Genomic DNA, 23,650 nt, shown 5'->3' with positions numbered 1-23,650 from the left:
ATTAATTTATATCTATATTTCTAGTTCTCCAATTTTAATAAATCATATTAATAAATAACATTATGGATTTATGGTCTATATCCTCAATTTAATTAACATTTGCCTTTAAATTTAAATCTTTAAACAGGAAATCAAATTTGACTTCCTGATTTATTCTTAATTCATATCCTATTCTACTAAACATAGTAAAAATCGCACTATTGCTTATTATCCAGGATAACTGATTAATCTTGTCACTAGCACGAAGTTTATTACTATATAAGAAAGTGAAATGGATATTTATTCTTTCCTCTTCAATATCATAGGTGAAATAATTTTCTAAGTTATCCATTTCAACTATTCTGTTTAACAAGAATCTATTAGGAGCAAGTACGCTCCTTACAACATCATATATAAGTAGAATGTATAGTTTTCCATTTTTTAAAAATTTAAAACTTTTTATCCTCATATTACATTTTACACCTTTTACCCATATTTTCCAATACATCTCTCCATTTTTCACTGTGTTTCTGCCTATATTTATATTTTCTATGATGCCATTATTCTCATATTCCACATTATTTAAGTCTCCCTCTGTATAAACTTTATCCTTAACTAAGAAATGTATATATGCCAATCTAGATATACAACTTTTCTACTATTTCACCCTTGAAAGTATGCATCTATCATCCATTTCTTTTATAAGGCTCCCCTATACATATATGTCCCCTAAAAATAAACTTGTTCAAAACCCTCCCCCTTAACCCCTTGATATTCCTCCCTCCAATTTTCTCTCTGCAAATAAAGTCGTTGAAAAACTCTTTTTTCTTACACCTTTTATTCCTTTCTCAAAGTAAAAATTCAAAATAAAGTCATGCAAAAATAGTTACTAGGATTTAAGTGTTTTGGGAGTTGGGGTTTTAGGTTTCTTACTCCTTATTTCTGATATATATTTAAATCTTTTTTCCAATGATTTTTCTCTGTATATCTTGGTGTATCTTTCATTTAGCTCAAGTATCTCCCTATCTTTTTTCAAGTTGATCCAAACTTTCTTCAATATTTTTTCTCAATTTCTTCTCATTAAAAAGGAGAGAAAGACAGACCTTGATTCCTGTTTTTCTCTCCTTTTTTTGAACAACTTTTTTTATTTGAATGAGTTTTTTTGTAAGGGAAAATACTTTTGTGGGTTTGTAATAAAGTTTAAGCAAAACGCACCTTATCAGCCTTATTCTTGTGTAATCATAAGAACTAAATTTTGAAAAAAGTTTGATTATTATATATTCTAATTTATATCAAAACAATATCATTGCTTCATTATTTATTATAAAGATAAGTTATAAATACATTCTTATTTAATTACATCTGAAAAATTAAAAAACATATGGGCTAAATCAAGATTTTTATAACTTAAATTATACATAGATATATATTCTAAGCTAATATTACTCTTTTCATTTATTAACTTATGTTCTGTAATTTCAAAAGTCTAATTACCAATTATAGTTATAAATTCATCTTTATGAATTTTAATTCAACAACTTAGCTTAGACTTATCCTACATTAATGCAATTAATTTTTTAAGAAGCTAGCTTTAGCTCACCTAGTATTATCTTTATAGGAATATTGTCTTTAGCTTTTTTATATACGAGGTACACTAATTCTTTAGTCGATAGGCTTTGCATTACTTCAATAGTATCATCTAACGTTTGTACTTCATTAAGATGATATAACCTATACAACTCTAAAAAGTTGATTGCTAAAAATACAAGTAAGAAATATCTCTCGATAGAGAGTATACTTTGAACCTTATATTTATCAAAGCCTAAATGACTTTTAAGATATTTATAGTTAGTTTCAATACACCATCTATTTTGATAGTATTCTATTATAGTTTGAACATCAAGGTCTATGTCCGTTGACATCAAGTACACAGGGGATTTAAAGCTTTCACCATCAGCTTCATAGCAGATTAAAACTAATGAATTTTCAACTTTTGAAATTTTACCTTCGTATTTATATACTCTATACTCTTTACCTTTGACGGTAACTACATCTAAGGTAGAGGGATTAATATATTTTACAAATTCTTCAAGCTGCATTGCAATTCCCAACAGAGATATCTTTCTATTGTATTTCAAGCACCAATTAGATGAAATCCTCGCATTAGACTGCTATCTACAAGTTTTTGGCTAGTATATCAACTATCAACGAGGCAATATATCTTATCACGATTAAATGGTTTTTCAAAAGAAGCTATAAAATCCACAGCTATATTATATTTACCCATGAAGGATTTGTTATATTCCAAGCAATTTTCTTTACTAAAGTAAGGTTTATAGTTTAAGGGGATAGATATATCTCCTACAACAAAATTAGAAGTAACCACACAGTGAGACCAAAGATTCTTACCTTCCGTATGGGAGTGATTATAGCTTAACCCCTGCATTTTCTTTGCTTGTACTTTAGGATTTACAGTATCATCTATAACTAAAAATCCTACGGATTTAGGTTTTACAAGCTTATCAAAATGTAGCTTTAAATAATTAATTCGGTTTCTATCGATGAGACTATCGTCCCATTTTGAGCGACTTAAAAATCTATATATAGAGCTGCTACTTTTAGCGGTCAATATATTTTTTGAAATTTTATATAAAGATTTTGTGCCAGATAAATTTATTAATCCATTTATAATGGTGGTTAGATGATGAACTTGTGGTTTATTCATTCCATAGTTTACATCATTTAAGTAGTTGTAAATTTTATCATCAATGGATACAATATGATTAGTAATTTTATTTGGCATACTGATAACCTCCCGTGCTTTTAATTGTGTGGTAACTTTTATATATCACGTAAAGCATCAGTGTGCCATATTTATTTTTTGCTATTATTACCAATTGAGCTTTTTATTTTGCAGAATTAAAGTTAGTAATTAATTTTTCAATTTTATCTATCATTTTATTTTTTACCACCCTCTATATCTTTCATGTTCCAACTTACCATTCTTTCTTTATAAACATCATGCATCATACAAATACTTTGCTTATTGAATTCCAACCATTCATATTTATCATGTTCATCTGATAATGTTAAACTTCCCTCTTTTATTTTACATAAATATACAATTCCAGTTACCTGATAATCCTTTGTAACAAAATTCCATGTGTCTAACAATTTTATTGGCTCAACAATTAAATTAGTTTCTTCCTTTACTTCCCTTATCAACGTTTCTTCGGCTGTTTCTCCAAACTCCATTCTACCGCCTGGCAATTCATAAAGATTATGTTTCGCTATACTCTTATGTAATGCTAAATATTTTCCGTCATTTAATATAAGTGCCTTTGCAGCAAATTCAATTTTCCCATTATCCATTAAAACCACCACTACTTCCTTTAATTTTGTATTACTATTTAAAAACCCAAATATTGCTTACCTTGTTTTCATAGGCATCATCAATTCTTTTAATATTCCATGGATGTATTTGTGCAGGTAATTTATCTTTCTCAAAAAATTCAACTTGTTCTACTTCATTATCATGCACACCCGTTTGCCCAACAATCTTGCACTTAAATAAAAGCACTAAATCATTCTTGATTGGTGCTGAATACACAGATATTAAATGTTCTGCATCAACAACATAACCTGTTTCCTCTAATACCTCCCTTTTGACTCCATCAATTGGCGACTCATTTTCTTCAAGATGTCCTCCTGGGAAAGTCCAATTACCAGAACCGTAAGTTATTTTAACAAGTAATATTTTATTTTTATCATCAAAAATAGCGGCAAATACACCTACTTTAGTCATCAAAATCACCTTCCTTTTGTTTTTGAATAAATCAAAGCAACAATAAACATATTGATAATATATTTATTGAACTTCATTGTAAAAATCTATAATCTTTTCTTTACAATTCCCCATAAACTCATATTTATTTATATCATTTCTAGTTATCCATTCAACTTTCTCTATCTCTATATTTGGTTTTACTTCTCCAATTATTTTACCTACGTATACAATTAATACATAGCGATTATCTGAATTTATAACATAGACTTTAAACAGTTTTAATTCACTAACTTCGCAATTTAGTTCTTCCTTAACTTCTCTTCTAATGCATTCTTCAGGAGTTTCTTCATTTTCTAAAGTTCCACCCACTGTTTCCCACAACATAGGAAATTTATGTTTAATTTTGCTTCTTTGTGCAATTAGAACTTTTTTGTTATCATCATGTATTATTAATGAACAGCCAATAATCGTTTCCATAATACCCCCATAAAACAAAAATTTTAACCATACTATAAAGTGTTATCTAATAAACATAATTCAATCATTTTTTTATCTACTTCATCAAAATCCCCAATAGGAGTTTGTAAATCCCACAGCATAATCTTATCCATTTCATTATTCTCAACAAACTCTTCAAGTTTATTAATACAAGCACTATACATCGCTTGGTATTTTATTACATTTCTATGCTTGTCATATAATTTAAACATACCTTTAAATTCTATGTTTTCTACCTTTTGATTTGTTTCTTCTAATAATTCTCTTTCCACACACTCTCTTGGTGTCTCCCCCTGTTCTAACCCACCAGCAGGTATCTCCCATTGATTTCTCCACTTATTAAATGCAACAAGATATTTATCATTACATTTAACTAATATTAATGAACCCGTAATTGGTCTATATAAATCATTTACTAACATTTCTTTTTCAGTAATTTTAATAAAATCTAACAAAACATATCCCCATTTATTTTCTGCTAAACACAAAATATTGCCCCCTCATTTTTTATTTATGACCTTATATTTATTCTATAAATATTTACCAGTTCCTCTCTGCTTTACATTTTTATCACACCTTATTATATAAATATAAAAGTCATGGAGTTAATAAAAATTAATATTCCATGACTAAAAAAGGATTTATATTCTATTTGTTCTCTAATTTTTTTGACATTAATGTTATGTAATTAACATATATCAATATTCTATCTGCATAATAAGTAGCCTCTTCTTCACTCATATCTGTTATACCTTCATCCCCATGCCTTACATCTGGATATGTGTCTTGAATATGTTTCCACATCTTATGTCCATCTGTCAAAACCATTTTATCTCCCCAAACATCCTTGTTTTGCATAAGATAATTATTAGCATTAGCAACCGAATTAGTATTTGTAACTTTTTTCAATAAAGACTCCATAGCAGATAAACAATCTCTTACAGCATCTTTCCTAGCCCTTAAATTATTTTGCTTTGAAATTTGTTCTTTATACTGTCTTATATGATCTGCTGTTTGTTTACATAAATTTAACTGACAGTATTAATTACTTTGGTAGTGCAAGCAGTAAATTAATTGAAAAAGACTTTACAAGAGAAGAAAGAAAAGATTTTACAATACATCATCACCAGTATTCTTTAACACATCCTAAATATATCATTACATTAGTAGACCTTTTAACTGGTTTAATTAAAACTCTCTCTTCTATATAATAAACATTTTTGAATACTGCAAGATGATAATTCATAACAAACTCGTGTGGTCCCTCCATCCTATACAAACCTTGCTTCCATGAGCCTTGAACCTTTTCCACATTTACCCATTTACCGTAAAGTCGTGTTAAAAACGGCTATATTTTTCCCATCATTCTTCCAATTTTATATTCATTTTTTCATAATAAACTCATGTCATTTTCATAAAAAAGTCATGCTACGCAAGTAGCATGGTTCAAGGATTAATGGCTAAGGATTTCAGTTTCTATTGTCCTTATTCTATTTCCTTTTATAAAATCCTATATCTATTAAGGGTTCTATTTTTACTTCTATTTAATCTTCTATTCTCTTTTCTATTTTCTTCTAAAGCCTTATTCTATGAGGGTTAAGGCGGGTGTGTTCTATATAAAATTCTAAATAAAAATCTATTCAAAAGCCTATTTTAAAAGTGCTACGCCAGTACGTTCCCTTGAACCATGATCCTTGAACCTTTCCCCTTTTGCCCTTGGCAAAACGCAAAAAGCCAGGGTTCAATAAGGATTTCTTCCCTATTTTCTCCCTGACTTTCATTATGACTTTTTTATTATTAACACGTGTTTTTTATGATTGATACGAGTTTTTTAGTGGTGTACAACACTTTATTCTCTGTAAAATTTTCCTATTCCACCGTTACTGACTTAGCCAAATTCCTTGGTTTATCTACATCGCAGCCCTTAGCTATAGCAGTGTAGTATGAAAGAAGCTGTAGTGGTATAACTGAAAGCACTGGTGATAAAAGTTCTATAGTTCTTGGGATGTATTTTACTGTATCTACAGTTTTTGCTATTTCAGTATGACCTTCCATAGCAAAGGCTAAAACATTAGCACCTCTTGTTTTCACTTCTTTTATATTACTTACAGTCTTTTCAAACAAGCTTTCTTGAGTTGCTAGAGCTATGACTATTGTACCGTCTTCTATAAGAGCTATAGGTCCATGTTTAAGCTCGCCAGCTGCATAAGCCTCTGAATGAATGTAAGACATTTCTTTTAACTTCAAGGACCCTTCCATAGCCACTGCATAATCAATACCTCTTCCGATAAAGAACATGTCTTTGTGCATATAATTTGCTTCTGCAAAAGCTTTAATATCATCTTCATTTTGTAGAAGTTTTTCTACTTTCTCTGGTAAAAGAAGCATTTCTTCTTTTATACATTCTATTTCTTCTTTTGACATGGTTTCTTTATTTTCTGCGAAGAATAAAGCTATTATATATATTGCTATAAGCTGTGTTACATATGCTTTAGTAGATGCTACAGCAATCTCTGGTCCTGCCCATGTGTATAAAACATCATCTGCTTCCCTTGAAATTGAGCTTCCTACTACATTTGTAATGGCTATTACCCTAGCATTTTGTCTCTTAGCCTCTCTTAAAACTGCAAGAGTATCTGCTGTTTCTCCTGATTGGCTTACAACTATCATTAAAGTTCTTTCATTTATAATAGGATCTCTATATCTAAATTCTGAAGCTACATCTACCTCTACTGGTATTCTAGCTAATTTTTCTATAGCACTTTTTCCTATTAATCCAGCATGATAAGCTGTACCACAAGCTACTATATATATTTTATCTATGTTTTTTATTTGCTCTTTTGTTATATTTATATCATCAAGTCTTATTTTTTCATTTTTCATGACTCTTGATGTCATCGTATCCTTTATAACCTTTGGCTGTTCATGTATTTCTTTAGCCATGAAGTGTTCATATCCACCTTTTTCAGCAGCACTTGCATCCCAAGTTACATGATATACTTCCTTTTCTACCTTGTTTCCTTCTAAATCTAATAATTCAATTCCGTTTTCATTCATTACTACAAATTCTTTGTCATTTAAAAGATAAACATCTCTTGTATAATTTAATACTGCTGGTATGTCTGATGCTATAAAATATTCCCCATCTCCAAGTCCTACTATAAGTGGGCTGTCTTTTCTTACTGCCACTAGTTTCCCTGGCTCATTAGAAGTAACTACACCTAAAGCATAGCTTCCTTCTAATTTTTTAACAGCATTCATTACAGCTTCTACTAAATCTCCATTGTAGTAGTAATCTATAAGGTTTGGTATAACTTCTGTATCTGTTTCTGATTTAAAAGTATATCCTTCTTTTATTAACCATTCTCTTAACTGAATGTAGTTTTCTATTATACCGTTGTGAACAACGCTTATAGTTTCCTTTTCATTACAGTGTGGGTGTGAATTTATATCAGATGGCTCTCCATGAGTTGCCCATCTTGTATGTCCTATACCTATATTTCCATGTACTGGAGTTGCTTCTAATTTCCCTTCTAAATTTGCAAGTCTTCCTTTACACTTAGTTACATCTATATTTCCATCCTCAGTTATTACTGCAACCCCTGCAGAGTCATATCCTCTGTACTCCAATTTACTTAATCCATCCACTAATACAGTAGTTGCTTGTTTTTTACCTAAATATCCTACTATTCCACACATTATTAAATTCCGCCTTTCTTATTCCATTTATATTTTTAAAAATAGAATAAGGCCTTTACACTGCCATTTATCTTGTGCTAGAAATCACTTTCTAGTTCTATAAATAGCTCTCGGTAGTGTGTACCGCAGGGCATCCGCCGAAATCTCGATACTCCCTGTCCTCGTCAACTTAAGTGACACTCCAAATTTTAATTTGGTTAGTGGAACTTACTCGGACGTTAGTCCGAGTTTCCTTTAAACTTAAGTTCTGGCGCTTTAACTTTCTATCCTCCTATTTCAATATTTAAAAGCCTTATGTTTTCCTTATCATTATATTAATTTATATGTAAATGTTCAATTAGAATTTATGTTTTTTTACAAAAAATTTGCACATTAATAAAGTAAACGTTTAAATATCCTTTATTTTGAAAAGCATTTTCTTAGAATGACAATTTGCAAATCTTTCTGAAAAATAATTTTTTTATTGCATAGCATGAATGATTTTTTACCTTTTTTATGCTAAAATAAAATTAGGTTAATTTTTGGTTAGGGGTGATTATAATTGAAAAGGATAAACATAACAGAAACTGTCTTAAGGGATGCAAACCAGTCTTTGATAGCTACAAGAATGTCATTTGATCAATTTGCACCTATTTTAAGAGATCTAGATGATGCAGGATATTATTCATTAGAGTGCTGGGGTGGAGCAACTTTTGATTCCTGTTTAAGATATTTAAAAGAAGATCCTTGGGAAAGACTAAAAAAGATAAAATCAGTAGCAACAAAAACTCCTCTTCAAATGCTTTTAAGAGGGCAAAATATATTAGGATACAAACACTATCCTGATGATGTAGTTAGAAGATTTATAAAAATAGCTGTTTATAATGGCATGGATATTATAAGAATTTTCGATGCACTTAATGATTATAGAAACATAGCAGTTGCCATGGATGAAACTAAAAAACAAGGAGCACATGCACAGGGTACTATAGTTTACACTGTAAGCCCTATTCATGACATAGAAAATTACACAAATCTAGCTAAGAGCCTTGAAAATATGGGTGCTGACTCTATTTGTATAAAAGATATGGCAGGACTTATAATGCCTAACATAGCTTATGATTTAGTTAAGAGCATTAAGGAAACTGTTAAAATACCAGTATTCCTACACTCTCATTGCACTAATGGTATTGCTGAAATGGCTTATTATAAGGCTGCTGAGGCTGGAGTAGATGGCATAGACTGTGCTATATCATCATTAGCTGGAGGAACAGCTCAGCCACCTACAGAGTCACTACACTATGCTTTACAATCTGCTGGCTTTGAAACTGCTTTAGATAATGATAAATTGACTAAGATAAATAATTTCTTCAAACCTGTAAGAGAAGAATTTATAAATAAAGGCACACTGGATCCTAAAGTGTTAACTCCAAGACCAGAAGGATTAGTTAATCAAATTCCTGGTGGAATGCTTTCAAATATGATTTCTCAATTAAAAGCTCAAAATTCCCTTGATAAGCTGGATGCTGTTTTAGCGGAGGTTCCAACAGTTAGAAAGGATTTAGGTTATCCACCACTTGTAACTCCTATGAGCCAAATGGTAGGTACACAAGCTACAGTTAACGTGTTAACTGGTGAAAGATATAAAATGATACTAAAAGAAGTGAAAGCTTATTGCAAAGGTGAATATGGAAAGGCTCCAGGAAAAATAAACCCTGAGGTTATGAAAAAAGCTCTTGGAGATGAAAAACCTATCGAAGGAAGATTTGCAGATACTCTAGAACCTGCTTTTGATAAAGCTAAAGAGGAAATAAAAGATCTTTCCACTAGAGAAGAAGACATATTGTCTTATCTATCATTCCCTCAAGTTACAAAAGAATTTTTAGAGTATAAAAAAAGTAATCCTGACGTAGAATATACTAGGAAAGAAACAAACTCCCAGGCTATTTAAGGCAATTTAATAGTTAATTAACTTTTATACTATATTATTTTAAAATCTGTTGAAGTATAATATATTCATAGGGTTTTAAATAATATACTTGAGGAGGTTATAATTATGAAAAATGAAATAAAAAACATATTTCTTGCAGGTATAGGTTCCGCAGCATATACTTATGAAAAAGCCTCTAAAATGGTTAGTGATTTAGTTGAAAAGGGTAAATTAACTGTAGAAGAGGGTAAAGAATTATCTGAAGAATTAAAAAGAAATATTAGCACTACTACGGAAACTGTAAAAGAAAAAATTGAAAATAAGCCATTAACAAAAGAAGATATGGCTAGTTTATTAAAAGAAATGAATTTTGTTTCTAAGGATGAAGTAGATAATTTAAAACAGGAAATATCTAAACTTCAAGAAAAATTAGATTCCTTAACAAATAATCAATAGTGCATTTTAAAGCCCTAAGCCTAAAATCTTACGGGCTTTTCTTTTTATATATATTGAAATAATGTACTTTCCTGAACTTACTAATTTATTATAAAGTTTATTGTTTTTCACAGGATAAAAAATTATTCAAAACAGAGGTATTATTATGGTAAAAAAATCCGTACGCAGGTTTAGAGAAATCATAAGAGTATTAACAAAGCATGGCTTTGGTTTTTTAATAGATTCTAAAATAAATAAATCCGCTAAGGCTCCAATAAATTTAAGAACCGCTTTTGAAGAACTGGGACCCACATTTATAAAAATAGGTCAAATTCTGAGTACAAGACCTGATATTCTTCCTGCAAATTATGTAGAAGAACTTACAAAACTTCAGGACAACGTACTAGAAGAATCTTTTGTTGATATAAATAGGGTCTTTTATAAAGAATTTAATAAAAACATAGATGAAATATTTTTAAAATTCAATAGAAAACCTTTGGCTTCTGCTTCCATAGCTCAAGTTCATGAAGCTACATTAACCACTGGGGAAGAAGTTATAGTTAAAATTCAAAGACCTGATATATATGAAAAAATGCATTTAGACCTTTCTATACTCTCTAAAATTTTTTCTCTAACAAAAGCTAGGTTTTCTGATGCTTTAATAGATCCAAAGGAAGCGGTGGATGAATTAATAAATTCCACAAAAATAGAACTAGATTTTGATTTTGAAAGGGAGAATATAAAAAAGTTTAGAGAACTTAATGAAGAGGTTAAATGTGCATATGCTCCCTATGTGGTAGATGAATTGTGTGGCAAAAGAGTTCTTACTATGGAGAAAATAGAGGGTTTTAAGATAAATAACCGTGAGCTTTTACTCTCTAAGGGATACAATTTAAATGACATAGGTAGAAAATTAGCCTTATGCTACTTTAACCAAGTATTTAATGATGGATTTTTTCATGGCGATCCCCATCCTGGTAATTTGATAATAAGAGAAGGGAAAATATGTTTTATTGACTTTGGAATAATGGGGCATATCCAACCTTCTTTAAAGGAAAGTTTGAATGACATGATATTGGCTGTAGCCTACAATGACATAAATAAAATGATATCTGTAGTTTTTTCTATAGGAATAAAGAAGGGGTTTATAGATAGAAATAAACTTTATGAAGACATTGATTATATTTTTGCCAGTTATTTAAATACATCTTTACAAAATATAAAAATATCTATTCTGCTTCAGGAAATATTTGATACTTGTAAAAGAAATAATATTCAACTTCCAAAGGATTTAACTTTATTAATAAGAGGTATGGTTATAATAGAGGGTGTAGTAGCTGAAATTGCCCCGGAAATTAAAATAGTTGATGTAGTTATTCCATTTGTAAAATCTAATAATAAATTCAACTTTTTAAAAGATCTAAATTTTGATGAATTAGTTATAGGATCTTATAAATTTCTAAAAAGTATTAAAAAATTGCCCTCTAAAAGCATTGAGCTTATAGATAGTGTGTTAACTGGAAGAGCTAAAGTTAAGCTGGAAGTAAAAAATTTAGAAAGCTCCATAAATGAATTAAATAAAATGGCTAATAGAATCACCTTTGCCCTAGTAATATCTTCAATGATAATAGGATCATCCTTTATTCTTAGTTCAAATACTGGTCCTAAAATATACGATATGTCTATTATAGGGGTATTCGGCTTTTTCATAGCAGCCATAATGGGTTTTTGGCTTTTAATATCTATTATGCGCTCTGGCAAAATGTAGTTATATTTGCTTAAATTTATTTAAGACGCGGCTAACTTTATATTCTAACAAATTAGAATACAAAGTTAGCCGCGCCCTTTTATAACACTATATTCTACTTAACTCCTATACCTTCAATAGTATAAGTTATAAGATTATCTATTACTTCATTTACATCTTTTATATCCTTATTAATAAGTTCATAAACTGCTGCGGAACATAAAACTCCAAAAAACGTGTAAGCCATAAATTTAGGCTCTCCCTTTCTTACTTCACCATTTTTCATAGCATCTCTCAAATTTTCCTCTATAAATTCTATATACTTTCCTATAGCATCTCTTAATTTTAAATTTGTTATATGTTGTCCCCACAACTGACTCATTATCACTTTAAAAAAATCACCATTTTTATATATAATACTTAGTTGTACTCTGCATAACTCTCTTAATCTAGATATATATGTTTTCTCTGCATTAACAACTTCTGATACCTCTTCTCTTATCATATTTATACCTTTAGTTATTATATACTCAAATATCTCTTGTTTGCTTTTAAAATGATAGTATAAAGTTCCCTTAGCTACATTAGCATTAGCTGCAATTTCATCCATAGTAGCCCTTTCATATCCATATTTAGAAAACACTTTTACTGATGATTCAAAAATTGCCTTTTTAGTTTTATTCACTTATATCACTCCATTTAAATTATCCATATGCCTTTACCTTTAATTTGCCTAAGATATATTATACTATTTAGTCTTATCATAAAAAAGGCTAAAATATCTTTATTTTATAATTTCCCGAAATTTTCTGCATATTCCTCTCGAATTATGCTTAGGCTACTAATTATACTTGGCACAATTAATTACTTATCACTTTTAAGCATTGAGCAATTCAATATAATCAATAATATAGAGTCCCTTATAATAAATTTAATTATTATAAATTGTGTTTCAGCCAGAGTTATGTATGCTATAATACTAATTATATTAAATGAATGCTAAATTCTAATTAAACTAGAGTTATAGTAAATATAATAAATTACTATGGAATATGTTAAATAAAGTAAGCCATTTAAACTAAATGAGAGGTATAAATATGAAAATCAAGTTTTATGATAGAAAAAATAACTGCTATAATACTGAAAAGGTAGCAGGCGAAAAGTATTTAAACTGGACATATTCATCACCTATTGGTATGAAGTTTTTAGAAGCATTATTAAAAAAGAAGATATTCTCAAGGCTTTACGGAAGCTACTGTGATTCTTCTCTAAGTAAAAGTAAGATAAATTCTTTTATTAAAAACTTTAATATTGATATGTCCCAATGTAAAAAAAATAGTTTTAGCAATTTTAATGAATTTTTTATTAGAGAGTTAACTCCCGAGGCTAGAGTTATTTCCTCGGAAAAAGATATTCTTACTTCTCCTTGTGATGGTAAAATTTTAGCCTATGAAAATATAGATATAAATAGCTTAGTCCAAGTTAAGGGTATTACTTATTCACTTGCTGAGCTTATAGGTGATATAAACCTAGCCAAGCAATACCAAAATGGGTGTTGTCTTATATTTAGACTTTGTCCCACAGATTATCATAGATTTCACTTCATAGATGATGGTAAATGTTCTGACTCACGAAAAATACATGGAAACTATTATTCTGTAAATCCTATAGCTCTTAAAAACATAAATAAGTTATTCTGCCAAAATAAAAGAGAGTGGAGTATTTTAAGCTCTAAAAACTTTAAAGAAGTACTTTATGTAGAGGTAGGTGCCACTTGTGTAGGCTCAATAATACAAACTTATACCCCAAACAAAAATGTAAAAAAAGGTGAAGAAAAAGGATTCTTTAAATTCGGTGGTTCTACAGTAATTTTATTCTTCCAAAATGATTCCGTAAAAATTCATGATGACATATTAAACCAAACTAAACTAGGCTATGAGTGCTCTGTAATTCTAGGTGAGCCCATAGGAACTGCAATTTGCAAAATTAAAGTGCAGGAGTAATTTTGTTCCTGCACTTTTTATAATTATTTTTTGTTTTATACTTTATTTTATATTTAGTTTTTTCTTTAATATTTTTATTTAATTTTCTATATTTAGTTTTTATATTTTAAACTTAGCTGTAATTTCTTTAAGTTTTTCTGCACTGTATTTATTCTTTAGAGAATTATCTTTTATATTTGATAGCTCCTGACTAATACCTGCAACCCTATTAGATATATTTTCAACATCTTGAGCTTCTGAATTGATATTTTCATTAACCTCTTCTATAGCATTTACTATACTGTTTATAGTAGTATTAATTCTTTCTGCTTCATTAGCAAAATGTTTCATAAATACTTCAAAGGTATTTGCATCTTCTTTATATTGTTTTCCCATGCCTATAATTTTTTCGTAGTCTACTTTAATTTCTCCATCTACAAATTTTAATATTTTATCAGAACTAAGTGTTAGATTGTCCACTGATGAAATTACAACTTTTACTATTTCCTGAATATCTGAAGCAATTTTTGCAGATTGTTCAGCCAACTTTCTAACCTCATCTGCTACCACTGAAAAACCTCTTCCAGCTTCCCCTGCTCTTGCTGCTTCTATACTGGCATTTAAAGCTAATAAATTGGTTTGATTTGTTATTTCAATGATTCCATTTACTAAACCCTCTATACGTTTTACAACCTTAGATTTTTCTATAGCACTTTCTAGTTCCACTTTAACCTTGCTATAAACTTCATTAGAATTCTCTATAGATTTATAAGAACTTTGTACAATTTCCTGTGATGATTCAACTATACCTTGAGTTTTGTTAAATCCTTCTTGTGACTTATCAGAAATACCCTTGACAGATTCACCCATATTACCTGAAGACGCCGATATTTCCTCAAATGTAGCCGCCATTTCTTCTATAGATGCAGACATTTCCTCTGTGTGATTTGAAGTTTTTTCAGCTTCAACTTTTAATTTCTCTGTTAACTCATCTACCAAATAAGCATTTTGACTTATACTATCGCTAGCTTTTATAAGTTCACCAACAACCTGTCTTAAAATCTTTCTCATTTGGAATACAGACCTTACTATTAAACCAACCTCATCTTTTCTATTTGCTAATTCATTGTGCTCATCACTTTCAGTTAAATCTAAGTTAGATATTTTATTAATGGCATTTGTCATCTTACTAATAGGATCTGTAATTTTTTTAGAAGCCATCGTACCTATAAGAATAGATATGCCTATAATGATTAAACATATAATACTTAAGTTTCTAGTTATTGTATACAATGGCTTATTTATTTCATTTTGCTCTGAACTTAATATTAAAAGCCAAGATGTCTTTGGTACTACACTATATGCTCCTATTTTTTTAGAACCTTTATATTTATATCTTTCTGTAGCATCTTCTATCTTTTTACCTTTTTTTATGTCACTTACTACGTTATTAAATATATCTACATCGGAACTCTTACCCATTTTTTTACTGTCTGGATGGTAAATTATAAGACCTTTTTCATCTAATAAATAAGCATAGCTATTTTTAGTTTCTCCCACACTTATGTTTTTTAGATTTTCTGAAAAACTTTGTGCATACACAGACATGCCCACATATCCTATAACCTGATCATAATTTTTGTGGTCAATTATAGGCGAAGTAAATATAACTATAGGCTTTCCAGATTTATTTGACTTAATAGTACCACTTACCGAACTATTTCCACCTACAGTATTAGTGTTAAATTCATCTTTAGATAAATCTTGTCCTATTAAAGATTGTTCACTAGCACCTATTACTTTTCCATCTGCTCCTACTAAAAATATATCCTCAATATAACTCCTTTTATCTTTATAATTTAAAAACTGTTCATTACCATTCTTTATTAAATCCTTATAATTATCCTTCTTTTGAAATTTTAGCTGTAGTATATTAAATAATTCTTGTGAATTTGCTAAGCTTCCTACTTCTACTGTATTTTTTTCTAGCATCACATTTATTGTCTCTATACATCTTTTGTTTATGGACATCATTTCATTTTCACTTTGTTTTAGCAGTACTTTAGAACCTTCATAATATACCACTCCATATGTAATAAAAATTGATATAATGACGATTAATGATATAAGTATAGGTATCTGTTTTTTTATAGAGATTCTGCCTTTTAAACTCTTTAAACCTTTTATTTTACCTTGTTTTATTTTATTCTTTTGTTTATCTTTCTTTTGAATATTTAATTCATTTTGAAGTTTTGCTTTATCTTTAGTATTTGCTTCATGCTGAAGTTTTCTTTTTTTAACCTTTTCCCCTTTTAAAGTTTTACTTTTCTTTAATACACTTTTCTTACCTGAAAGTATATCTTTTAATTTATTCCCCATTCTTCTTATCTCACCCCTCTTATAAAAAAATAAACACTAATTATATTTATAGTATCAATTTAATATATTTTAACACAATATTGTAATTATTCTCAATATTCTCCCTAATATTTGCCATATATATTAAATTAATAGTTACAAATGAAAATTTATACTATAATTATTAAATAAGTTCCAGTATTAAATTTATTTCCCATTAAATATATTATCGGTTTAATATTTAATTTGTTTAATTATATATTGCATAAAGCATATTGGTTTTACCAATACTTCTATTGGTATTATTAACTTTAAATTACAAAACTAATTATTTTAATACATATCAAGTTAAAAGTACATCCATTAACACTATGGAATCTGCCAACTATATCAAATAGCTATTGGAAATAAAAAAACCTTGTAAGCTTAATGCTTACAAGGTTTTTTGGTGCGTCAGAGAAGATTCGAACTCCCGACCAACTGGTTCGTAGTTAGTTCCTTAACTAATTTATAATTTATTAGTTTTACACGAACCCAGTTATTTCAAGGCATTAACCATTTATATTCATTTTTAAATTGCTTGTTTTTGTCGTTAATTTTTAGTTTTTAACGACAAATTAACGACAAGGATATAAACTTAAAAGTATTTATACTAAATATTTAGTATAATGATCCATGTTTTTTATATATCTCGTTTTCTTCTTCCATTACTTTTTCAAGAGTTTCCACTTTTGCTCTTAATTTTATTTTTTCTCTAACTTCAGATATTAATTCATTCGTTGTATCATACCAATTTTTCACCTTTAAATCTGGAAACTCCTTTCTCCCTCTTTCTCCTGGCTTAAATGTACTATCATTACTTTTAAGAAATGGAATATTAAAATAATCTGCATAAATAGCAGATACAAATTCTCCCTTATGTTTTTCCTTAGGTATGTTTTTAAAGCCTGTCTTAAATTTATATTGATATAGCTGCATTTCTAATATCATTCTATCTTCTTCTGGCTCTATATTTTGATGATGTATTACTATAATATCACCGCTCATACTCTTTTGCTTAAATCTAGTATATATATAATTAAACCTGCTTTCATTGTTCCATGCTGATATCTCTTGAGCCACAACATCGGCTACTATTAACTTACCATACTTTTTAAATACTTTATTCTCAATGCCCGCCAAACATAATTTCACCCAAATATCTGTATCACATATAGGATATTTTTTAATTTCGTCCTTATTTATTAAGCTCACTTATATTATCCTTATTCAAATTTAATAATACTTCTGCTCTTCCTTCATCTATCCTATCCATTTTTAAGTTCTCTAATACATCAGTCTTAAATTGTTGTGATACATAAAAATTATTTGTTGGCTTAATTAAAGTAATATCTCCACCTAATTTAATTGTTTTCTTACATAGCTCTTCATGACGGTTCTTATTACCTAATCCATATAATACTCCTAAATTATTATATTCAGGAAATAAAATTGTTAACCTTTTTATCATTGCTGTATAACTAACTTTAAAATAATTTTGCATTCTTATTATCTGGTTATGACTTAAATACTTTAAATTTAACTGATTTTTTTTTATATAATTAAAGACTAAGTTTTCAGGCATAAGTATATATCCAGCAAAAAGTTCTGCCTTACATTCTACAATATCTTCTTTCATCTGATCAAATAAACTTACTCCTCCGCCTTCTCCGGTTACAACATGATAATATTCATGCCATGCTGAAAAAAATTGTCTTCCTAACGTATGCTTTGAATTTACATATACACATTTAAATCCACTTTTATTAATATAAAATCCAGATAAATTATCATCAAAACTCGGAAACTTTAAAATAAAAAAACCCAATTGCTCTAACAAACCAAAGGTATCCTTTACTATTGAATCCTTAGGAATAATTTTGTTCCTTTCTGTCGTAGCAATTGGTAATACATAATCTCTATATAATTGAAGTTGTTTATTTATATTTATTTTAGCCAATTCTACACCTACTCTCTAACATTCATCTTTCGTTGCATTACCATTTCATTAAATATAGTATTAGCTAAGTCTATTGTAGATTTTACTTTCTGCTGAGAACATACATCTTCTTTTCTATAACATATTTCTTTATCTTTATCAAAAGCTAATAGTTCTATAATGGGCATATTTAATATTTTACTACATGCTTTATAAATGCTAACATTAAAACTTCTTCTAGCTTCTTCTATTTGTGTTAAAGTTATTTCACTTATTCCATATTTTATAGCAAATTCCGTAGTACTTAAATTTTCTATTTTTCTTTTACTTTTTACCATATTACTTATTTCATATTTAGTATATCTAGGTCTTTCATATGGATTTAAGTTAACTTGTTCCAACATTGTATTCATAACTCTTTCCCCCATAAAAATAACTTTATCCATAATTACACCACCCTTCATTAATGGTATAATCACGTAAAATATCGTAATTAGTGATACTTTATACCTTTATTATACCATTTTTATATTTAACTTCAATTTATTTTCATTAATTTAACATTTCACTTACCTTTTATATTCATTTGATTCATTCCCTTATTTAATAAAATTTATACTTCCTTACTAAATATATATGGTTTACTTGTAAAAAATGTTAAATAAAAAAGATTCACTCCCCTTAGCACCTTATTGTATCGCTATTTTTTAAAATATACCTACGCCATTTTAACTCTCAAAGGTTAACTAGAATAAGCGTATACGCTAATTTTTAGTGCAAACCTTTGCAGTACCTTAATTTAACACCATTAAAAACATACGCTTATTAGAAAAAGCTTAGCACCACAGTTATTTTTAAGTGCCATTAGCGTTTATATGCTAGTTGTAGTATATTTCAACAAAAAAAGCTAAAAAATAAGCATAGAGAAGCTAATCCTCTATGCTCTACTATGTTATATATTTATTTTTCCACTCCATAAATTCTAAATTACTTTGTATATTATATTTAGCAGCATATGCTTTTTTAATATACATCTCCCGTCGCATTTCTTGGCCCCAGGGAGTGTTTCTTATTTTTCTTCTAGCTTTAGCTTCTACTCGCCTTACACATCCATGTGATATATTAAACACTTCTCCTATTTCACGTAATTTCATAGGTTTAACATTATTCCAACCATAGCGAAGCTTTAATATCTCCCTTTCTTGTAGGGTGTTATATTTCAGCATCGCTTCCTCAAGTTCTTCATGAAGCTTTTGAATATATAACCTTTCTTCCACATTTTCAAAGCCATAATCAACGCCTTCTATAGTATCTAAAAGTTCATTCTCACCATCTTCACCTATAGGAATATTAAGGCTAGTTTCTTCGTTGGTACTCCTTTGATTAACATATCTGCTTATTTTAGAATATACCCAATACACTGCATAAGTCGTAAATTTAGCTGGATTTTCTATATCTTTTTTATATTTTTTAGCTGCAGCCATTAAACCAATAAACCCCTCTTGCTCTAGATCCTCTCTATCTATACTATTAGTTTTTTCTACATAAAACTTATTAGCTAACTTATACACTATGCCCTTATTTCTCTCTATAAGCTTATCCAGTGCCTTTTTATCACCCTTTTGATATAAATATACTAGTTCTTCATTAGTCACGCTCTGTCACCTCTTTTACAAGTAATTCTAGGGATTCTTTTAGCAATTTATTAAATAATTTACGTTAACATTAGTTAACATGCTATTTTACTTTTCTATATAAAAATAAAGTAAGGTTTTGTAAGGCTCTATTTTTTCTGACCTTAACATTTCTTAGCAATGATTTTATTCTATATCTTTATTAAAATATCTAGTTTTATCTAGTTGCGGGAGAAAAATCCCATATCTATTTTATATATTTTAGTTATAGTTTATTTAATATTTCTCGTTAATACCTATATATACACGTGTATGTTAGGTTTTGTTGGGTTTTTATATTAAATCCCCTTAGGGGGTCCAGAATCTCCGGATAAATTCCCTTTTTAAGGCCGCCGAAAGTGCCGAATACCTTATATATTTATAGGTATTTCCACTTTAGGAACTCCTTTATAATATACTTTTTAGGGTAGCCAGAAAGGCCGGATACCTTTTTAGTGCCTCTGAAATGTCGGAAATATAAACACCTTTGTACCTTAACAAACCTTAACACCTTGACATTTCTCAGCATGTTAGCAAATGTTAGCATTTAATAAATAAGAGCCTTGGAGCTTAATGCTCCTTAGCTCCCTACACTAAATATTCATATTTCTTAATAACAACTCTATTTTCAAGCCTTCAATACCTTCATCTGTCGATTGTAATATTGCTCCACTTAATTTTTCTTTCCATCCCTGCAGCTCTATAGAATTAGGTAAATACTTAATATTGTCAATATAAATTCCTCTGCTATCAGCAACTGCAGCTAATACTCTTTTTATTATGTTATTTTCTTTGTTTATCTCCAATAAATAGGTTATTTCCTGCTCTGTCATAGTATCTTTAGTTAGCTCTATCATCTTTAGTAAATTAGAAGTTTCTAGACTATTATTGTCCTTATAATAATTTTCTTCATTTACCTTTTGGATCTCTTCATCAAACAATTTAATAACTTTGTCATGGACTTCATTTCTTATTTTTACACATTCCTGTCTATAATCTGCGTTTGCCTGTAGCTTGTAATTATTTGAATACATAGCACTTTCTTTTATTTTTACTATTTTCTTTTGTAGTTCTGAAATTCTTGTATTTCCATCATCAATTATTTTTCTTATTTTATCTCTTAACACTTTTATCCCTCTTTCCTATTATTTTTAGATTTCTTTTCCCAATACCGCTCCTGTGCTGCTTTAACCTTGTCCTTATTTTTAGCACGCCACTCTCTCATGTAGGCGTTTCTCTGCTCTTTTGCTTTAGCATTCATGTTGTACCTCCTTTTAAACAAAATAAAAAGCACGAGAATAACCAATTCCGAATTTCAGAATCAGTTAATTTCCCGTGCCATATATTCATAGGCTTCCACATTCCAATTTTGGGCTTGTGGGGTACTAAAATATTTATTTTTATCTTTATATTTATTATACCATAAAACTCTTGTATATTAATGTAGTTACTTCATATTATTATGCGGTAACTACATTAATTTATATTCCCCATTCTTCTTTTAATTTATTTAAAAATTTCATACCTTCCCCATTATCTTTTTTAATATCTGGGTGAAGTTTCATAGCTGCAGCTTTATATATTGTTTTTAAATATGTCTTTTCTTCTTTTGTGTAATTACTTGTATTAGTTTTAAAGTAACCGCTAAAATCATAGTTACTATAATCATTACTGTGGTAACTACTATAATTATCCCTGTAAGTCTTTTGTGCCTCATATGTTGCTTTTAAATCTTTTAAATATTCCTCATTTCTTAAAACACCAAATATATCATAACAATAGTCATAGGTATCACTACCGTACAGACTTTCAAATTCATTCTTAGCCTTAAGGTATTTATCAATAATTTCTCTGTGTTTCTTATGAGTTTTATATTCTTCTGTTTTTTGAAATTCAATTTTTACTTTTTCAATTATAGGATCTAACTTCTTATAAACCAACTCACATAATTTTTCTTCTGTAATCCCAATATCCTGGAGCTTGTTATTTAACCCTATAGTATAATCCCCTATCCATGTCCCATAATCAATAATATTATAATAACCTATTGTGCAAATAACCCATTGTTTCTTTTTAACTTTACCATCTTTCCTGTAACTTTTATGAATACTTATCTTATAAGCTTTCCTTATAGGCCTTTTAAACCTTTCTCCTGTGTATTTATATAAGTATTTTGTCCTAGCTTGACCATCTATACAGAATGACATACAATCGACTTCTAACTGCTTATATGCTCCAAATTCATTAAACCTTTTATTTTCTATTTCTTGAATTACACAATACATTTATTCACTTCCTTTTGCAGTAAGGGGGTTCCGTTTTGTTACACCCTTAATTAAAATAATGTGGTTACTACATAAATTTACATAGTAACCACTAATATTACTTTTAGATGTACGAATTTCGTACTACAGAGTTTTATCTATTGTTATAAAGCTTTTTCCATAGCCTTAAATCTTTTGTATTAGGCTCTGTGTTATTCTCCTTGCAATAATCCATATAAGCTAAAAATATTGGTACTGACATAATATCCCCCTTGATTTCTCCATCTCCAAAGGTTAAACTAAAATTGCGGGTTTTAGTCTATTCCTTTTGGAATGGATATTTTTTTATTCTTCTTGAAGGTTTATGTAAATCCTTTTACATGGGCCTTCTTTTATATATTCCTTACTAACCTTAATTACCTTAAAACTCTCTCTAAGAGTTTGCAATAGTTTATTCTTATCGTCTTCCGTTGAATACATAGCTTTTATCTTTATCATTTAAATGCACCCCTATTTTGCTTGCTAATTTATCTATTGCTTTTATTAATTCATTTTGTCTTTCAACTAGCTCTTTTATGGTCAATTAAATCAGCTCCTTTAAATTAATCCAATCTCAATACCTATGTCCTCGTTTAGATACTTTAAGTCAGTTAACCCCTTAATTACTCCCTGCTTAAACATATAACCTTTTTCAATGGATAACATAACATTCGATGCCGTTTCTAATTCATTTAGCACTTCATCAAATTGTTCATGAAGTTCCTTTGGTACAATATCAAACAATCTTTCTCTCGTTACATCATACTTTTGGCTCCATTCTTCATAATCAGTATTTTTTATAATAGATTCAATTCCCTTGTCATCTACATGATTACATTCAAGTTCGATAGTCTTGTTAATTAATTTTTTTACTGTTTTATTCATGATTTACCTCCCTATTAATCAATTCCTGCAGCTTTTTCAATGCCTCTTCTTCTAATCTAATTATTTCTTCCATTGCTTTCCTCCTGTATTTTGAGTTTTATTTTACCTGCCAGTATTTCTCCTATAGTTATTTTTAATTGCTTAGGGGCGGTTTTATATTTATCTCCCACTTTTTTGATTGTGGCTTGTAAATCCTCTTTCATATATACCTCTCTTTAATTCTATTTAAATTCCGGAGCTACTACTTGAAGATAATTAATTACTGCCTCTTTGATTTCTTTCGCTTCCATTTCTTCAATGTCTTTTATACTTATACTATTTACAATAGCTTTTCTGTACCTTTCATCTTGTATAGGCATTGTGTCTTTGCCTTCTCTAGTCATTTTTAAAATTGAATATAAATAATCCCAATACATG

At 29.0% G+C, this 23,650-nt stretch carries 29 protein-coding genes; 4 read left to right on the top strand and 25 right to left on the bottom strand.

All coding sequences use genetic code 11. From position 1 onward, the window contains the following. Positions 1–88: 88 nt before the first annotated feature. The 11 genes from C1715_RS05030 to glmS form a co-directional block, all read right to left on the bottom strand. A complete protein-coding gene (locus C1715_RS05030) occupies positions 89–616 on the bottom strand; it encodes a hypothetical protein (RefSeq protein ID WP_102399536.1) in 528 nt (175 codons plus the stop codon). A gap of 252 nt (positions 617–868) precedes the next feature. Beyond that, positions 869–1,036: a hypothetical protein gene (locus tag C1715_RS19295; RefSeq protein ID WP_207654962.1), complete on the bottom strand. Its 168-nt coding sequence runs from the start codon at positions 1,034–1,036 to the stop codon at positions 869–871. 520 nt (positions 1,037–1,556) lie between these two features. Next, entirely contained in the window at positions 1,557–2,117 is a 561-nt protein-coding gene (locus C1715_RS05020) for a transposase (protein WP_146005366.1), read from the bottom strand. A 59-nt stretch (positions 2,118–2,176) separates the two neighbouring features. Continuing rightward, positions 2,177–2,782 (bottom strand): transposase, encoded by a 606-nt coding sequence (locus tag C1715_RS05015; RefSeq protein WP_102399533.1) that lies wholly within the window; start codon positions 2,780–2,782, stop codon positions 2,177–2,179. Between the two features lie 155 nt (positions 2,783–2,937). Further along, positions 2,938–3,351, bottom strand: a complete 414-nt coding sequence (locus tag C1715_RS05010; RefSeq protein ID WP_102399532.1) for an NUDIX hydrolase — start codon at positions 3,349–3,351, stop codon at positions 2,938–2,940. 34 nt (positions 3,352–3,385) lie between these two features. After that, a complete protein-coding gene (locus C1715_RS05005) occupies positions 3,386–3,784 on the bottom strand; it encodes an NUDIX hydrolase (protein ID WP_102399531.1) in 399 nt (132 codons plus the stop codon). A gap of 63 nt (positions 3,785–3,847) precedes the next feature. Then, positions 3,848–4,243: an NUDIX hydrolase gene (locus C1715_RS05000; protein WP_102399530.1), complete on the bottom strand. Its 396-nt coding sequence runs from the start codon at positions 4,241–4,243 to the stop codon at positions 3,848–3,850. A gap of 32 nt (positions 4,244–4,275) precedes the next feature. Then, complete coding sequence (locus C1715_RS04995) at positions 4,276–4,752, bottom strand: NUDIX hydrolase (protein ID WP_102399529.1); 477 nt, start codon at positions 4,750–4,752, stop codon at positions 4,276–4,278. Between the two features lie 160 nt (positions 4,753–4,912). Next, positions 4,913–5,185 carry a hypothetical protein gene (locus C1715_RS04990; protein WP_146005365.1) on the bottom strand — a complete coding sequence of 91 codons (273 nt, stop codon included), beginning with the start codon at positions 5,183–5,185 and terminating at the stop codon, positions 4,913–4,915. Positions 5,186–5,387: 202 nt separating this feature from the next. Next, positions 5,388–5,543, bottom strand: coding sequence for a hypothetical protein (locus C1715_RS19290; protein WP_180963998.1), 156 nt, complete (start codon positions 5,541–5,543; stop codon positions 5,388–5,390). A gap of 590 nt (positions 5,544–6,133) precedes the next feature. Then, positions 6,134–7,963: a glutamine--fructose-6-phosphate transaminase (isomerizing) gene (glmS, locus tag C1715_RS04980; protein ID WP_102399526.1), complete on the bottom strand. Its 1,830-nt coding sequence runs from the start codon at positions 7,961–7,963 to the stop codon at positions 6,134–6,136. Between the two features lie 541 nt (positions 7,964–8,504). Here glmS and C1715_RS04975 point away from each other — a divergent pair. The 3 genes from C1715_RS04975 (at position 8,505) to C1715_RS04965 (ending at position 12,075) form a co-directional block, all read left to right on the top strand. Continuing rightward, positions 8,505–9,893 carry a pyruvate carboxylase subunit B gene (locus tag C1715_RS04975; protein ID WP_102399525.1) on the top strand — a complete coding sequence of 463 codons (1,389 nt, stop codon included), beginning with the start codon at positions 8,505–8,507 and terminating at the stop codon, positions 9,891–9,893. Positions 9,894–9,998: 105 nt separating this feature from the next. Next, the gene (locus C1715_RS04970; RefSeq protein WP_102399524.1) at positions 9,999–10,328 is read left to right on the top strand and encodes a phasin family protein; all 330 of its coding nucleotides are present in this window, start codon (positions 9,999–10,001) and stop codon (positions 10,326–10,328) included. Positions 10,329–10,473: 145 nt separating this feature from the next. Further along, positions 10,474–12,075, top strand: a complete 1,602-nt coding sequence (locus C1715_RS04965; RefSeq protein WP_102399523.1) for an ABC1 kinase family protein — start codon at positions 10,474–10,476, stop codon at positions 12,073–12,075. Positions 12,076–12,169: 94 nt separating this feature from the next. Here C1715_RS04965 and C1715_RS04960 read toward each other — a convergent pair whose 3' ends face one another. Next, the gene (locus C1715_RS04960) at positions 12,170–12,739 is read right to left on the bottom strand and encodes a TetR/AcrR family transcriptional regulator (protein WP_102399522.1); all 570 of its coding nucleotides are present in this window, start codon (positions 12,737–12,739) and stop codon (positions 12,170–12,172) included. Between the two features lie 412 nt (positions 12,740–13,151). Here C1715_RS04960 and C1715_RS04955 point away from each other — a divergent pair, with 412 nt between their 5' ends. After that, complete coding sequence (locus C1715_RS04955; RefSeq protein WP_102399521.1) at positions 13,152–14,057, top strand: phosphatidylserine decarboxylase; 906 nt, start codon at positions 13,152–13,154, stop codon at positions 14,055–14,057. Between the two features lie 99 nt (positions 14,058–14,156). Here the strand turns inward: C1715_RS04955 and C1715_RS04950 are convergent, their stop codons facing one another. The 13 genes from C1715_RS04950 to C1715_RS04910 all read right to left on the bottom strand — a co-directional run bounded on the left by C1715_RS04950 (position 14,157) and on the right by C1715_RS04910 (position 23,649). Continuing rightward, the gene (locus tag C1715_RS04950; protein WP_102399520.1) at positions 14,157–16,415 is read right to left on the bottom strand and encodes a methyl-accepting chemotaxis protein; all 2,259 of its coding nucleotides are present in this window, start codon (positions 16,413–16,415) and stop codon (positions 14,157–14,159) included. A gap of 639 nt (positions 16,416–17,054) precedes the next feature. Continuing rightward, a complete protein-coding gene (locus C1715_RS04945; protein ID WP_102399519.1) occupies positions 17,055–17,648 on the bottom strand; it encodes a hypothetical protein in 594 nt (197 codons plus the stop codon). Beyond that, positions 17,632–18,393 carry an ImmA/IrrE family metallo-endopeptidase gene (locus tag C1715_RS04940; protein WP_102399518.1) on the bottom strand — a complete coding sequence of 254 codons (762 nt, stop codon included), beginning with the start codon at positions 18,391–18,393 and terminating at the stop codon, positions 17,632–17,634. The genes C1715_RS04945 and C1715_RS04940 overlap by 17 nt, the downstream gene beginning before the upstream one ends. Positions 18,394–18,401: 8 nt before the next feature. Next, positions 18,402–18,818, bottom strand: a complete 417-nt coding sequence (locus tag C1715_RS04935; RefSeq protein ID WP_102399517.1) for a helix-turn-helix domain-containing protein — start codon at positions 18,816–18,818, stop codon at positions 18,402–18,404. Between the two features lie 501 nt (positions 18,819–19,319). Continuing rightward, entirely contained in the window at positions 19,320–20,027 is a 708-nt protein-coding gene (locus C1715_RS04930; protein ID WP_102399516.1) for a sigma-70 family RNA polymerase sigma factor, read from the bottom strand. Positions 20,028–20,638: 611 nt separating this feature from the next. Next, complete coding sequence (locus tag C1715_RS04925) at positions 20,639–21,172, bottom strand: hypothetical protein (RefSeq protein WP_102399515.1); 534 nt, start codon at positions 21,170–21,172, stop codon at positions 20,639–20,641. A 2-nt stretch (positions 21,173–21,174) separates the two neighbouring features. Further along, the gene (locus tag C1715_RS20000; RefSeq protein ID WP_278320091.1) at positions 21,175–21,306 is read right to left on the bottom strand and encodes a hypothetical protein; all 132 of its coding nucleotides are present in this window, start codon (positions 21,304–21,306) and stop codon (positions 21,175–21,177) included. A gap of 220 nt (positions 21,307–21,526) precedes the next feature. Further along, positions 21,527–22,330 (bottom strand): hypothetical protein, encoded by an 804-nt coding sequence (locus C1715_RS04920; protein ID WP_102399514.1) that lies wholly within the window; start codon positions 22,328–22,330, stop codon positions 21,527–21,529. Between the two features lie 324 nt (positions 22,331–22,654). Then, positions 22,655–22,807: a hypothetical protein gene (locus tag C1715_RS19285; RefSeq protein WP_180963997.1), complete on the bottom strand. Its 153-nt coding sequence runs from the start codon at positions 22,805–22,807 to the stop codon at positions 22,655–22,657. Beyond that, on the bottom strand, positions 22,767–22,892 hold the full coding sequence (locus C1715_RS19995; protein ID WP_278320090.1) for a hypothetical protein: 126 nt from the start codon (positions 22,890–22,892) through the stop codon (positions 22,767–22,769). The genes C1715_RS19285 and C1715_RS19995 overlap by 41 nt, the downstream gene beginning before the upstream one ends. Positions 22,893–22,906: 14 nt before the next feature. Then, positions 22,907–23,233: a hypothetical protein gene (locus C1715_RS04915; protein ID WP_102399513.1), complete on the bottom strand. Its 327-nt coding sequence runs from the start codon at positions 23,231–23,233 to the stop codon at positions 22,907–22,909. A gap of 56 nt (positions 23,234–23,289) precedes the next feature. Continuing rightward, on the bottom strand, positions 23,290–23,436 hold the full coding sequence (locus tag C1715_RS19280) for a hypothetical protein (RefSeq protein WP_180963996.1): 147 nt from the start codon (positions 23,434–23,436) through the stop codon (positions 23,290–23,292). Between the two features lie 18 nt (positions 23,437–23,454). Continuing rightward, positions 23,455–23,649 carry a hypothetical protein gene (locus C1715_RS04910; RefSeq protein ID WP_102399512.1) on the bottom strand — a complete coding sequence of 65 codons (195 nt, stop codon included), beginning with the start codon at positions 23,647–23,649 and terminating at the stop codon, positions 23,455–23,457. Position 23,650: the final 1 nt, after the last annotated feature.

Origin of the sequence: Haloimpatiens massiliensis, from assembly GCF_900184255.1 — a bacterium.
Taxonomy (GTDB): domain Bacteria; phylum Bacillota; class Clostridia; order Clostridiales; family Clostridiaceae; genus Haloimpatiens; species Haloimpatiens massiliensis.
Note: the sequence above shows the minus strand (reverse complement) of the source record. Positions and strands in the feature narration are given on the sequence as shown.

Coding starts and splice junctions, on each gene's coding strand:
- C1715_RS05015 (WP_102399533.1), bottom strand. CDS start 2,782: ATGCCAAATAAAATTACTAATCATATTGTATCCATTGATGATAAAATT.
- C1715_RS05010 (WP_102399532.1), bottom strand. CDS start 3,351: ATGGATAATGGGAAAATTGAATTTGCTGCAAAGGCACTTATATTAAAT.
- C1715_RS05005 (WP_102399531.1), bottom strand. CDS start 3,784: ATGACTAAAGTAGGTGTATTTGCCGCTATTTTTGATGATAAAAATAAA.
- C1715_RS05000 (WP_102399530.1), bottom strand. CDS start 4,243: ATGGAAACGATTATTGGCTGTTCATTAATAATACATGATGATAACAAA.
- C1715_RS04990 (WP_146005365.1), bottom strand. CDS start 5,185: ATGGAGTCTTTATTGAAAAAAGTTACAAATACTAATTCGGTTGCTAAT.
- glmS (WP_102399526.1), bottom strand. CDS start 7,963: ATGTGTGGAATAGTAGGATATTTAGGTAAAAAACAAGCAACTACTGTA.
- C1715_RS04970 (WP_102399524.1), top strand. CDS start 9,999: ATGAAAAATGAAATAAAAAACATATTTCTTGCAGGTATAGGTTCCGCA.
- C1715_RS04965 (WP_102399523.1), top strand. CDS start 10,474: ATGGTAAAAAAATCCGTACGCAGGTTTAGAGAAATCATAAGAGTATTA.
- C1715_RS04955 (WP_102399521.1), top strand. CDS start 13,152: ATGAAAATCAAGTTTTATGATAGAAAAAATAACTGCTATAATACTGAA.
- C1715_RS04950 (WP_102399520.1), bottom strand. CDS start 16,415: ATGGGGAATAAATTAAAAGATATACTTTCAGGTAAGAAAAGTGTATTA.
- C1715_RS04935 (WP_102399517.1), bottom strand. CDS start 18,818: ATGGATAAAGTTATTTTTATGGGGGAAAGAGTTATGAATACAATGTTG.
- C1715_RS20000 (WP_278320091.1), bottom strand. CDS start 21,306: ATGAATGCTAAAGCAAAAGAGCAGAGAAACGCCTACATGAGAGAGTGG.
- C1715_RS04920 (WP_102399514.1), bottom strand. CDS start 22,330: ATGTATTGTGTAATTCAAGAAATAGAAAATAAAAGGTTTAATGAATTT.
- C1715_RS19285 (WP_180963997.1), bottom strand. CDS start 22,807: ATGATAAAGATAAAAGCTATGTATTCAACGGAAGACGATAAGAATAAA.
- C1715_RS04915 (WP_102399513.1), bottom strand. CDS start 23,233: ATGAATAAAACAGTAAAAAAATTAATTAACAAGACTATCGAACTTGAA.
- C1715_RS19280 (WP_180963996.1), bottom strand. CDS start 23,436: ATGAAAGAGGATTTACAAGCCACAATCAAAAAAGTGGGAGATAAATAT.
- C1715_RS04910 (WP_102399512.1), bottom strand. CDS start 23,649: ATGTATTGGGATTATTTATATTCAATTTTAAAAATGACTAGAGAAGGC.